Annotated in this window: 10 protein-coding genes and 2 pseudogenes; 6 read left to right on the top strand and 6 right to left on the bottom strand. The window is 68.1% G+C overall.

The genetic code is table 11. From position 1 onward, the window contains the following. Positions 1-585: 585 nt before the first annotated feature. From cysS to tnpA, 5 genes and pseudogenes are all read right to left on the bottom strand, one after another. Positions 586-1,956: a cysteine--tRNA ligase gene (gene cysS, locus ACSHXN_RS41005; protein WP_438306129.1), complete on the bottom strand. Its 1,371-nt coding sequence runs from the start codon at positions 1,954-1,956 to the stop codon at positions 586-588. 102 nt (positions 1,957-2,058) lie between these two features. Beyond that, positions 2,059-2,859, bottom strand: coding sequence for a family 1 encapsulin nanocompartment shell protein (locus tag ACSHXN_RS41000; protein ID WP_438306128.1), 801 nt, complete (start codon positions 2,857-2,859; stop codon positions 2,059-2,061). Continuing rightward, entirely contained in the window at positions 2,856-3,917 is a 1,062-nt protein-coding gene (locus ACSHXN_RS40995) for a Dyp-type peroxidase (RefSeq protein ID WP_438306126.1), read from the bottom strand. The genes ACSHXN_RS41000 and ACSHXN_RS40995 overlap by 4 nt, the downstream gene beginning before the upstream one ends. Before the next feature lie 662 nt (positions 3,918-4,579). Further along, complete coding sequence (locus tag ACSHXN_RS40990; protein WP_438306124.1) at positions 4,580-5,341, bottom strand: HAD family hydrolase; 762 nt, start codon at positions 5,339-5,341, stop codon at positions 4,580-4,582. Between the two features lie 236 nt (positions 5,342-5,577). After that, a pseudogene (gene tnpA / locus ACSHXN_RS40985) lies at positions 5,578-5,922 on the bottom strand (IS200/IS605 family transposase); the annotation flags it as partial. Positions 5,923-5,926: 4 nt separating this feature from the next. Here tnpA and ACSHXN_RS40980 point away from each other — a divergent pair. Further along, a pseudogene (locus ACSHXN_RS40980) lies at positions 5,927-6,148 on the top strand (RNA-guided endonuclease TnpB family protein); the annotation flags it as partial. Here the strand turns inward: ACSHXN_RS40980 and ACSHXN_RS40975 are convergent. Further along, on the bottom strand, positions 6,106-6,297 hold the full coding sequence (locus tag ACSHXN_RS40975; protein WP_438306555.1) for a hypothetical protein: 192 nt from the start codon (positions 6,295-6,297) through the stop codon (positions 6,106-6,108). The pseudogene ACSHXN_RS40980 and the gene ACSHXN_RS40975 overlap by 43 nt on opposite strands. A gap of 284 nt (positions 6,298-6,581) precedes the next feature. On the opposite strand from ACSHXN_RS40975, the gene ACSHXN_RS40970 reads away from it, so the two are divergent. The 5 genes from ACSHXN_RS40970 to ACSHXN_RS40950 all read left to right on the top strand — a co-directional run bounded on the left by ACSHXN_RS40970 (position 6,582) and on the right by ACSHXN_RS40950 (position 11,092). Next, positions 6,582-7,556, top strand: a complete 975-nt coding sequence (locus ACSHXN_RS40970) for a DUF4129 domain-containing protein (protein ID WP_438306122.1) — start codon at positions 6,582-6,584, stop codon at positions 7,554-7,556. Next, positions 7,553-8,089, top strand: coding sequence for a hypothetical protein (locus ACSHXN_RS40965; protein WP_438306120.1), 537 nt, complete (start codon positions 7,553-7,555; stop codon positions 8,087-8,089). Before ACSHXN_RS40970 ends, ACSHXN_RS40965 begins: the two co-directional genes overlap by 4 nt. 65 nt (positions 8,090-8,154) lie before the next feature. Then, a complete protein-coding gene (locus ACSHXN_RS40960; RefSeq protein WP_438306118.1) occupies positions 8,155-9,162 on the top strand; it encodes an AAA family ATPase in 1,008 nt (335 codons plus the stop codon). Next, positions 9,159-10,502, top strand: a complete 1,344-nt coding sequence (locus ACSHXN_RS40955) for a DUF58 domain-containing protein (RefSeq protein ID WP_438306116.1) — start codon at positions 9,159-9,161, stop codon at positions 10,500-10,502. The genes ACSHXN_RS40960 and ACSHXN_RS40955 overlap by 4 nt, the downstream gene beginning before the upstream one ends. A gap of 50 nt (positions 10,503-10,552) precedes the next feature. Further along, on the top strand, positions 10,553-11,092 hold the full coding sequence (locus ACSHXN_RS40950; RefSeq protein WP_438306114.1) for a hypothetical protein: 540 nt from the start codon (positions 10,553-10,555) through the stop codon (positions 11,090-11,092). The last annotated feature ends 803 nt before the right edge of the window (positions 11,093-11,895 follow it).

Below are 11,895 nucleotides of genomic sequence, written 5' to 3'. Positions count from 1 at the left end.
CCCACCCGCGATCACCCTGGCAGCAACTGTCGTCGCTGGCGTGATAGCAGTTGCCGGATGCACTCTGGCGGCTGGCGCGATCCTTCGGTCTCGAAAGCGGCGTCGTGACGGATATGCGCTGCCGGTGGGCTCCGTCTGGTGGGTCACCGCCTGGTGGATGCTGCTGGCCCTCGCTCTGTGGCTCCTGGGCAAGGCCCTGGGCCAGCCCGCCTCCCTCGCGGCGTGCGCGGCCTCCATCGCATTGGTGGTCGCCGTCGGCGAGGTCGGCGAAGGACTGCGCCGACGCCTGAGAGCCCGTGGGCGCAGCCCCCGGCCCGGAAGCCCTACTGCGGCTCCAAGGCACAGTCAGGCGGAAACTCGCGCCCTCTCGCCTTCAGGGGTGCGAGGGTGGCTGTGGTCGAACCGTAAAGGAGACGCCAGCAGCAGAAAGTCTCTCGTGGCCCCCAAGGCCGCACGCTCCGGTGCTCAGGTCGTAAAGTCGACGTGCGTTGAGGCATCCGCGGCGATCCGCTCGCCGGGCGGTTCCTGTCCTGGCGGCCTTGCCCTTTGGCGATATCCGTCAGAACGACGCATCGGACCTGAGAGTCACGTCCTCCGCCACCGCGTGGCCCGCGGCCCATCCTCGACGACCACCCCGAGCTCCCGCAGTACGTCCCTGAGAGTGTCTGCCTCGGCGTATCTCCGCTCCTGCCTCAACTGTCGACGTCTTTCCAACAGCCTGCCAATTTCTGGGTCGTTGCCGCGCGGCCTGCCGTCGAGCAGGAAGGTGTCGAAGAGCCTTTCGACGCTTTCGATGAGCCCCTGCGCCGCGGGACCAGGCACCTCTTTGCTGCGGTTCTGGGCCCGGATGAAGCCGAATAGGGCTGCGAGCGCGCCCGGGGTATCGAAATCGTCGTGGAGCCTGCCGTAGAAGCGGTTCTTGGCCTCTTCTGCCAGTGTGGCGCTCATCCGGCTGTCTCTCCGGCATGGGTCGACGGTGCGGTAGAAGTTTTCAGCCCGCCGGCGAGCGCCATGGGCGTTGCTGAGCGTCGTATCGCTGAGCTCCATCGGTGACCGGTAGTGCTGGCTTAGGAATGCATACCGCAAAGTGCGGTAACTGTTGTCCCTGAGTGCTTCCTGGACGGACAGGCTGTTGCCGGTGCTCTTCGACATCTTCTCCCCGCCGGTGCTGAGCAGACCGGTGTGCATCCAGTATCGAGCCAGGGGCGCCTTCCCAAAAGCTGCCTCCATCTGCGCGATCTCGGCTTCGTGGTGGGGAAACATCAGGTCCGCTACGCCACCGTGGATGTCGTACTGGGGGCCGAAAAGCGCTTCCGTGATCGCAGTGTCCTCGATGTGCCAGCCGGGGCGCCCCTGGCCGAGGGGGGTGGTCCAGAACGGCTCACCCGGCTTTCGGGCCTTCCACAGGGCAAAGTCCCCCGGGTTTCGTTTGCCGACGGCCTCGTCGATCCGCGATACGGAATCGTCTCCTCGTGCGGTCTTCCGCCCGGAAAGCTTCCCGTAGGCGGGGAATGTGGCCAGGTCGAAGTACCAGCTACCGTCAACTTGGTACGCGTGGCCACGCCGGATCAGCTCCTGCACCTGGGCCACGATGCCGTCGATATGGTCGTGCGCGCGTGCGTACGTGTCGACGCTGTCGTTATGCAGCGCGGTCATGTCGGCAAGGTAGCGCGCCTCGAACTCTGCAGCCAGCTCGTACGGCTGGGTTCCGATCTTGCCAGCACGACGGATAATTTTGTCGTCGACGTCGGTCATGTTCTGGGCGTAAGTGACGGAGTAACCGGCCCTGCGGAAGCAGCGCGCAACGAAGTCGAACTGCGTGTACGTCTTGGCGTGTCCGACGTGGGTTGGGCCGTAGACGGTCGGCCCGCAGACGAACATCTTCACAGCCCCGTCCCTCATCGGAGCGAACTCTTCCTTCTGTCTTGTCAACGTGTTGTAGATCTTGATGGCCATAAGCCGACCTCTCAGGCCTGGGCAGCCTCCTCGGTGGCAAGGCGTTTTTGCCCTCCGGGCGTTTATCGCTATCCGTCTTCGACCCAGCTCTGGCTGGGTCTGTCACTTGCCGGTGAGGTGGACGGCTGCCTCGGCGGTGTGTACGAGGAAGGTGAGCGTCTCCTGAAAGTAGAGCTGGACCGACTCGGCATCGTGGGAGAGGTACCCGATCGAGAGGTCCTGTCCAAGGCGGAGGGTGAAGTCGCCTCCTCGGGTCGTCACGAGGTAGGCGCCGGCGACGGCGGGCGCCCAGACGATGTCGCCCTCTACCAGGCGTGCAATATGTGCTCGGATGGGATGGCCGTGGTCGGACGTCTCGCTGACCGCTTCGTACGCGCTCGCGCTGAGGGCGAGCGCGTATGGGCCTTCGACGCCGGAGAGCCTGAGCGCGGAGACTGCTCTTGCGACCGCTTCGGGGTACTCGTGCGCGTCGACGGGTAGCGCCAGGGGTGCATGGGGGGAGCCGTTACGCAGTCCCTCGATCCCGGCTGCCGAGAGTCCTTCGAAGACTATGTGGTCCTCGGCGAAGGCGATGCGCCTGGCTGCGTCCTTCACGGGCTGCCAGTCGGCGTCCTTCGCTCCCCTCTCAACGTCATCGATCTGCTGGCGACTCACGTTGAAGGGTACCCGCAGCTCAACGAGCGGCTTTGAGCACCTCAGTCTGGCGTGGACCGTTTCGTCCGGTGTGCTGACAGGCTCGCTGTGTCCTGTGGGGACAGCGGACAGTTCGACTCCACCCGCTTCGGGAACGTCCACCAGGCGCCGGCCGGCGACGTGCGCCTTGAATGTTCGGCGGGCCTCGGCTTCAAGATCAGCCCACGCTGCATCCGACATGGGGGCGAGCTGGCGGTGCAGATTGTTCATACGGAAGGGACCTTTCCGAGGCTGCCGATGCCGAGAGAGCCGTGCCCGGTTCCGTCGGGGGCGGGCGGTGCGGCTGACCGACTGGGAGCAGCCTGGCCGTGGAAGTTGTCGAGGAAGGTCTGGCTGGGGGCGAAGAAGAGGGCTCCAGTGACGGCTTGGGAGAAGTCGAGGATCCTGTCGTGGCTGACGGTGGTGGTACCGAGGAACATGTTGCGCAGCATCTGCTCGATGACCGAGGAGGCACGTGTGTACCCGATGAAATACGTGCCGTACTCCCTTTTCGCGGCACTGCCGAAAGGCATGTTGAAGCGGAGGATCTGCTGTTCGGAGCCGTCTGGTTGAAGGACCTTGTTGAGAGACACGTGGGAGGCGGGCTCCTGGGTGGCGTCGTCCAGTTCGATGTTGGTCGTCTTTGTGCGGCCGATAATTCTCTGCTGTTGTTCCACAGTCAGCGCGTTCCAGCGGTCGAGGTCGTGCAGGTACTTCTGGACCACGACGTAAGCTCCGCCCGCGAAGCGTGGGTCCTCGTCCCCGACGAGGACGGCTGTGGAGGCTGCCTGCCCTGTGGGGTTCTCCGTGCCGTCAACGAAACCCAAGAGGTCTCGTTCGCCGAAGTACTTGAAGCCGACGACCTCGTCGATGACTGTGGCGACCCCCTTCAGGCGGCTGACGATTTCGACCGCTAGTTCGAAGCAGAGGTCGCTGCTCGTCGCCCGGATGTGGAAGAGGAGGTCGGCAGGGGTGGCGACGGCCCGTCGTCCGTCCCCGGCAATCTCGCGGAAGGGGTGCAACTGGACGGGGCGCTGACCAGCGAACAGGCGGTCCCAGGCGTCGGACCCAATCCCGGCGACACAGGTGAGGCGGCTGTCTGAAGCCCGTGAGAGGACGGCGCGTACCAGCGAGGGAAGCTTAGGGAGCAGCTGACGAGCCTGCTCATCTCCTCCGTCGTCCAAGGTAGCAAGGAGGAATGTCGCAGCGGGTTCCGATGTCTCCAGCACTGCTTGAGGGGCGGTTGGAGCCTCGGCTGCCGGGTTGTTTCCCAGGTTCTCAGCCGCCATTCGCTGCGCCTCCGTGTGTCCGGGCGACTGCGCGGCCCCGTCGGCCGGCGTCGGTTCCGGGTTGTCTCTTCTCTTGCTGCCTGCTGCCTGCTGCCTGCTGCCTGCTGCGCACCAGCTAACCAACAGCCGATCTACGGGTCGTCTACACACAGTCAACGGACGGGCGCGGGCCACGCCTTCGAATGGTGGAACCGCCCATGCGGCCTTGCTCCCCGGGCGGTTAGCTGCCTGGGGAGCCTGGTGTCAGATCCTGCTGGAATCCGTTCGGCGAGGTCTGCCGGAGTGTCTTCTGAGCTGCCCGGTCCGACCCTCAGTGGCACTCCTGAACCATGGCGAGGAGGATGATGTTCTTGGCCGGCAATACTGAGCGTGGCGTGGTTCGCGGTGTCTGTGCCTGGGAGACGTGGACAACCACCTCGCCCCGTCGGGCCGGGCTGGGCAGACCTCCCGCGCCGGATTCGAGGCGCAGTCCTCCTCGACGCCGCCCGTCGGCTCATCTGGTATGCCGGTTCATGTCGCCCTCTGCTCGCGTCGTGGCCCCGAAGGGGCTTCACGCAGTCGGTGCTGATAGGCTCCCGTGCCTCACCTGCTGGGCAGGGCCCCGTTTCTGGCCGAAGGCCCGGCCGGTCGCGGTGCCGGAGCGCGAGCAGGCGGTCGCGTCTTCACTGCCGGTCACCGCGCTGGAGTCCGGACTGTTCGATGAGGGTCGCGAGGTCTGCGACGACTGTGTCGGCGCCGTGGGCGTACAACGCGTCGGCCTGGCTCACCCTGTCGACGCCGACCACCCAGCCGAAGTGCCCGGACCTCCCTGCGTCCATGCCTGCCAGCGCGTCCTCGAAGACCGCACACTCGGAGGGGCGCTGGCCCAGGTCCCGAGCCGCGGCCAGGAACATGTCCGGGTAGGGCTTCCCCCGCAGCCCCCGCTTCGCGGCTACAAGGCCGTCGACCCACGCATCGAAGAGGCTCTCTGCGTCCGCAGCCCTCAGGACCTGGAGGCAGTTGGCGCTGGAGGTAACAACCGCGGTAAGCAGTCCTCGCTCGCGCGCTGCTGCGAGGTAGGCCATGGTGTCCGGAAAGACGGAGGCACCCTCGCTGCGGATCCTGGCCTCGAACAGGTTGCTCTTCCAGTGTGCCAGGCCGTGCACGGTGTCCAGCCCCAAAGGACCGTCGGGGACCCCGTCGGGCAGCTTGATACGGCGCGCAGTGAGGAAAGCCCGCACGCCGTCGGCTCTCGGCCGCCCGTCTACGAGCTCGCGGTAGTCCGTCTCCACGGTGAAGGGGCGGAAACCGGCGCCCTCGCGCTCGTGCAGGAGCGTGTCGAACGTCTCTTTCCATGTCGCAGCATGGACAGCAGCCGTATCGGTGATGACGCCGTCGAGATCGAAGAGACAGGCTCGTACCGTGTCGGGCAGACCAAGCGCCACGGAATGTCCTCCTTGCGAGCGTCAGCGGGGCTGCCAGCTTCCACTGTCGAGCCGCTCTGCGGAAGACCAGTAGACCTGTGGTAGACGGTGAGTGCACAGGCAGTACGCCAGGGCAGGGCGCATCTCCCTTCTTCGGAGGCAGTCACCGCCTTCAGGCGGGGAGGGAGTCCGATCCTGAGCCTTGCGGCGCGGAGCGTCGCAGCATCGTTCCGGAATGCCCCACTACTGTGTGGCGCTCAGCCAGGCCGTTTCTGGTTCTCGACATAGTCCTTGACCACCTCGAGCGGTCCGCCACCGCAGGAGCCGACGAAGTAGGAGCCCGAACCAGAAGCGGCCGGCATGATCGCCCGGTTCACGTTGCTGATGAACTCCTGCCGCAACCGGCGTGAGCTGACGCCCTTAAGACTGTTGACGAGGTTCGAGAGGGCGACTTTCGCCGGGTAGTGCACCAACAGGTGCACGTGATCGCCCTCGCCGTTGAGCTCAATCATGTCGGCTTCGAAGTCCTCGCAGACCCTCCGCGTGATCTCTGCACAGCACGTCAGCATCTCGTTGTTGAAGACGTTCCGCCGGAACTTGGTGAACATGCGGCCCACCGTGGGCCAGTAAGCCGCGCTTGCCGAGACGTTGCGTGATCACTGCTCGCTCGACAATGGAGCGTTGCAGGAACGCTGCGACGCCTACCAGCACGTCTCCAAGACCACTGTCCACTATGGGCAGCAGTCCACTCAGCTCATGGACATCCGCGTTCTGGACCCGGAGCGTCAGGGGCGCTGGTCCTTCAGTTCCCAGCAAGCCGGACTCCGCAGTTCGATCCTGTCCTTGCACCAGCGCCGGACCCACTCGTCCTGCTGGGGGTTATTCGGGTGCAGCTCCGGCTGTCGATCCGCTTCACCAGGACGTCTGGGGACCTTGAGGAAGAAGTGGTGCACGTCGATGCCCGCGTCCTTCAGCACGCTCCGTTGCCGTGCCCCGCGCGGGCTCAGTGTGTCGGATCAGCATGCCGTGCGGCTTGAGGAGGGTGCCAAACTCCACTACACACCAGCTCAGACTCTTGAAGTATGCACTTCGCCACTTGGTGCAACCGACAGCCGGGAATCGCGGCGCGGGCCGCAGCGCACGCACAACGTGACGCGGCGGATGGTGCGCTGAGGGTCCCGCCCGGCCGCCTCGCCGGTAACCCCCTACTGACACGCCGTTGACCGGTGTGCGAAGCTGCCGATCCCAAGGGAGGGGTGTGGTGGTGGGGCGGGAGCGTACGGCGGGCGGGCGATGGCGCACGATCCGCGCCGCACCTGCCGCGTTGACGGTGCTGGTGATGGGCGGAGCGGCCCTGGGAGCACTGCTGCTGCACCCCGACACGGGCCTGTTAGCCAAGGGCCGCGGGCCGCTCGGCGGCAACCCTGTCCTCGTGGTCGGCCTCGCCCTGCTGTCATTCCTTGGCGGCTTGGCGCTGCGCGAGAAGTACCAGGAGCAGGTTGGCGCCGCCCGGGAACTCAACCCGGTGGAACAGCGGATGGTTGACAGCGTGAGCCGCGTCCTGCGGGCCGCGACGCTGGTCGTCCCACTGCTCGTCATGGTCCTGCACCAGTTCGGTTCGTCCGGCAGCAGCCACGGGGGCGGCCACGAGTCGTTACCGCTTCCCAGGCCACGGCAAAACCCGGTACCCACCCCGCCAACCGCACAGCATGCCGGGCACGCTGGCCACAGCATGCACTTCGGGCTGACGCGCATCCTGCTCGGTCTCGGCATCGCCCTGCTTGTTGTGGTCGTCATGATTGCCGGGCTGTATCTGTGGCGGTATCTGACCCGGCCGCCGGCGCCCGAGGCCCCGGCGACGCACGCGACGCTCGACGACGAGCAGGAACGCCTGGCCCAGGCCGTAAACTCCGGGCGCCGTGCCCTACTGGACGCAACCGAGGCCCGCGCAGCCGTCATCGCCTGCTATGCCGCCATGGAGGAGTCGCTCGCCGACTCCGGCGTAACCCGGCGCGCCTCGGACAGCCCGCAGGACCTGCTGGAGCGGGCCGTCGCCGGCGGCCTGCCCACGGGGGCGGCCGCCGCCGTGCTCACCGCGCTGTTCCGCGAAGCCCGTTACTCCACGCACACGATGGACGGTAGCCACCGCGACAGGGCCGCGGCCGCGCTCGCTGAGATCGCCGACGGCCTAGGGTCGCGGACGCCTGGGCCCGAAGCCGTGACGGGTACCTCGTGAAGGCGCTCGCCCGGATACGGGCCATCGTCAACTCCGCACTAGGCAAGCCCGGTTCGGTACGCGACTCACTGACCGTACTGGGCACCGTCGCGGTCGCGACCGAAGTGCTGCTCGCCCTGGCCGACGGTGCCGCCGCAGCCGCCACCGGCCTCGCCCTCATCACCGCAGTCGCGCTGGCCCTGGGGCGCTATGCCGCGGGCGGCGCCGCCCAGGACAGCGGCTATCGCAAGCCGGTACGCCTGCTGGACAGCCGGGCCCCGGCCCTCGGCATATGGCAGCGCATCGTGGCCAACACCTTCGCGGGCGACGGCAAAGCGCACTTCGACACCGTCATGCGACCGCAGTTGCAGCGGCTGTTCGCCGCCCGGCTGGCCGAACGGCACGGCGTGGCGATGTACCGGAACCCACAGCGGGCCCGGGCACTGGTCGGAGCTGAGCTGTGGCCGTGGATCGATCCCGAGGCGACCGCTCCGCAGCCCACTCTCCCCGAGCCCGTCCTGCGCTCCCTGCTCGACCGCCTGGAAGCCCTGTGACCGGTGGCGCTGCGGCCGACCCCGCAGCCCGCGCACCCCGACCCCTGCCGCGTGAGGAACCAACCGTGACCAGCCCGCAACCCACCCCGGACCACGACACCCTGACTCCCCGACAGGCGGGCGAACGGGCTGCGGCCGTGCTCGATGAGATCCGCACTGCCGTGGTCGGCAAGGCGGAACCGCTGGCACTTGTGATGCTCGGCATCCTCGCCGGCGGGCACGTCCTCATCGAGGACCTGCCGGGACTCGGGAAGACGTTGCTGGCACGCTCCTTCGCCACCACTCTCGGCCTGGATTTTTGCCGCATCCAGTTCACTCCCGACCTGCTGCCCTCCGATGTCACCGGAGCTCCGTTCTACGACCAACGGACCGCCGACATGGTCTTCCGGCCCGGACCGGTCTTCACGCACCTGCTGCTCGCCGACGAGATCAACCGCACCCCGCCCAAGACCCAGGCCGCACTGCTGGAGGCAATGGCCGAGTCCCAGGTGTCCATCGACGGAAGTACCCGGTCGCTGCCGAAGCCCTTTGTGGTCGTCGCCACCGCCAACCCCATCGAGTACGAGGGCACGTACACCCTGCCCGAGGCCCAGCTCGACCGGTTCCTGCTGCGGGTTCGCATGGGCTATCTGGCGGCGTCCGAGGAGACAGGCATGCTGCGCGCGCGTGTCGATCGGGCGGCACCCGAGGCTGTGCTGCGCACGCTCAGCGGACCGGACGAGGTGCTGGCCATGCGGGCCGCCGTCGAACGCGTCGAGGTGGACGACGACCTGTTGGAGTACGTCGTCGCACTGGTCCGTGCCACCCGGGCCCACCCTCATATCCAGGTCGGCGCCTCTCCGCGTGGCGGCTTGGCCCTGGTGCAACTCGCCCGCGCCCGTGCCGTCCTGGACCTGCGGGACTACGTGACACCGGAGGACGTCAAGTCCGTGGCGGTGCCGGCCCTCGCGCACCGTGTCACGCTCAAGCCAGAGCTGTGGGTCCGGCAGATCGACGGCGACGACGTGATGCGCGAGATCGTGCAATCCGTGCACGCCCCGCAGACCTTGCCGCGCACGCCGATCGCGTCATGAAGCCCGTGCCGGCCCGCAGAGCGGCCGCCGCCATTCAACGGGCCCTGGACGGCCACCACGACGTGACCACCCAACCCCCGCCGCCACCTCCACCCGGCTGGCGAGCCGGTGAACGCGCCTTGCGGCTAGGCACGTTGACCGTCGTCGGGCTGGCCGCCGCGCTGGTCACCGGGCGCCCCTGGGTACTCGCTCTCGCCGCCACGCCCCTGGTGCTGCTCGCCCTCGCCCTGCCGAGCGGGCCGCGCCCGGAGGCGGTGACGGCCGAGGCCGAGGTGGAGCCGCGGCGGTGCTTCGAAGGCGAGCAGGTGACGGTGCGGATCACGCTGTCCTATGACGGTGAACCCGCCCGCCTGGACCCCGGCGTCACCCTCGGCCACGGGGTCCGGCTCGACCACCTCGCGGTCGGCCCGCACCGCGTCGATCTCGTCCTGACCGCCCAGCGCTGGGGCCGCTGGACGCTCGGCACGGTGGACGTCGACGTCTACGACCCCGGCGGGCTGACCCGGCGCACCCAGCGAGCCGAGCTCGGTGAGATCGCCGTCTTCCCGCTGCCCGAACACGCCGGCCTCACGCCCATCCCGGTCCGGCTGCCGCAACGGCTCGGCGAGCACACCGCCATGCAGCGCGGCGAGGGCGTCGAGGTCACCGGCGTGCACCCGTATGTGCTCGGCGAACGGCAGCGGCGGATCCACTGGCCGGCCACCACCCGCCGCGGCACCCTGCAGGTCCACCAGTTCGCCTCGGAGCGCACCGCCGACACCGTGGTGCTGCTTGACGTGCTCGCCGACGTAGTCGACCCCGTCACCGGTACGTCCTCGCTCGACGAGACCTTCCGGGGCGCTGCCGGGCTGGCCCGCGCCTACCTGCGCACCCACGACCGGGTCGGCGTCGTGTCGGTTGGTGGCGCAACCCGCTGGCTGCAACCGGGCAGCGGCCAGGGGTACTTCTACCGCATCGTCGAGAGTGTGCTGGAGGTCCGCAAGGACCGCGCGTACCGCACGGAGGGACTCAGCCTGCTCCCACCGCCCGCGTTGCCCGAAGGAGCGTTGGTGTACGTCATCACGCCGCTGACCGACCAGCGGATTTTCGACATCCTGCACCAGGTGCGCGGACGGGCCAACCCGATGGTCGTGGTCGAGATACCCACCGGCGAGCCGGTCCTGGAACCCGGCGACACCGAAGGTGAACTTGCGCTGCGGCTGTGGCGGGCCGACCGCGACGCCATGCGCTTCGCCTTGGTGGAACGCGGTATCGGGGTCGTCGCCCACCGGCCCGGCGAGACCCTCGACCTCACCCTTGCGCCGCTGCTCCGCACCCGCATCCACGGGGGGACCCGATGACCACGGCCCCTGCCCGGCCAGGCCCGCGCCCGGCCCACAGCCGAGCCGCCTTGCTCATCGGACGTCTCACCTCCCGCATCACGGACCGCGTGCTCGGAACGGCCCTTGCTGTCGCCGCCTGCGACCCGCCGGCCGCCCTGCACGCACCACTGCTGGTCAGGATGCTGGTCCTGGGGGCGGCGACGACCGCGTGGTGGGCCGCTCCAATGGTCGACGCCCGCCCCGTCTTGACCTCCATGCGCTGGCGGACCTTGGCAGCCCGCCGCAGGACGACCGTGCTGCCGGCGGCGGCGATCGCGGTCGCCGCGGCCACCGGCCCCCCGGTCTGGCTGGTCGTCTGCATCGCCGCCCTGCTGCTTGCCTATCTGCTCGTCACCGATGCGTGGACAGCCGGTGTCACCGCCCCGCCCGGCCGCCCGCAGGCGACACCCGCGCTGACGGCCGCCGCCGCGACCGCAGTGGTACTACTCGCCGCCCAAGCGCCGGTCGCGGGCACCTCATGGGCACGTCTGCCCGCCTCACTCGCCATCGCCGCGACCACGGTTTGCCTGGTACTGGCGCTGCGCACCCGTCGCAGCCCGCCCAGCTGACCGCCGGGACTACTGGCGGGTTTGGCGCTTCACCGTGGCCTCCAAACGGCTCGACACATCCCCGTCTGGAGTTCCCCGACCGCCCGAATGCAGCAGGTGTGCGCCGGGACCAGCCCATGTCCGCCAGATTTGAGCTGGTGGGTTCAGGCTGCCTTCAGCTTCACCCGACCGCTGCGACGGTCAGGAGTCGAAGGTCTCTCACCTCCGCTCGACTTCAGACGCCTCGTGGCGCACATGGTCTTCCGTCCAGTCGCTCCCGCACGTGATCGTCAACCTCAAGCTCCCTCTCTTCGTCCTCACCCGGTGTGTGAGCTTCGCAGGGGCACGCCGCGACCTAATAGGAAGGCTCGATGGCCCGATATCCGATGAGCAGTTCGCAGCCCCAGCTCCCCGCACGGTCCCCGGTCTCTGGAAGGAGCTCGCCCGCTCGCGTAGCGAGGGAGAGGTACCCGTACGGACGGCTCAGGTCACGATCATGACGTCATCGTGGACATGTGCGACATGCTCCGGCAGGCGCACGGCGACGAGGCCCTCTGCCTGTGGAGAGCAGTCCGGCTCCAGGTCTTGAGAAGGGATCACCCGGCGCCGTGCACTGCTATTAGGTCTTGAGCATTGCTCTCAGCTCTCAGTCGGGATGGCCTTCAGATCGTCGCCGAAGGTCAAAAGGCCGGTAGCCGGCCTACCCGCCCTGTGCCGGGTTGCAGGACGGCGTCAGGCTTCGGCGGTGGACACCGCCGAACAGTCAATGGCGCTCTTCTTCGCTTGCCCGCTACCTACCGTTTCCAGCGGTTTCCCTGCCGTCG

Source organism: Streptomyces sp. HUAS TT11 (assembly GCF_051553595.1).
GTDB lineage: Bacteria > Actinomycetota > Actinomycetes > Streptomycetales > Streptomycetaceae > Streptomyces.
The sequence above is the reverse complement of the archived record's forward strand: the minus strand, read 5'-3'. Positions and strand labels throughout refer to the sequence as shown.

Bases quoted from the DNA above. Each gene is read 5' to 3' on its own strand.
- cysS (WP_438306129.1), bottom strand. From the start codon at position 1,956: ATGGCCATCAAGATCTACAACACGTTGACAAGACAGAAGGAAGAGTTC.
- ACSHXN_RS41000 (WP_438306128.1), bottom strand. From the start codon at position 2,859: ATGAACAATCTGCACCGCCAGCTCGCCCCCATGTCGGATGCAGCGTGG.
- ACSHXN_RS40995 (WP_438306126.1), bottom strand. From the start codon at position 3,917: ATGGCGGCTGAGAACCTGGGAAACAACCCGGCAGCCGAGGCTCCAACC.
- ACSHXN_RS40955 (WP_438306116.1), top strand. From the start codon at position 9,159: ATGAAGCCCGTGCCGGCCCGCAGAGCGGCCGCCGCCATTCAACGGGCC.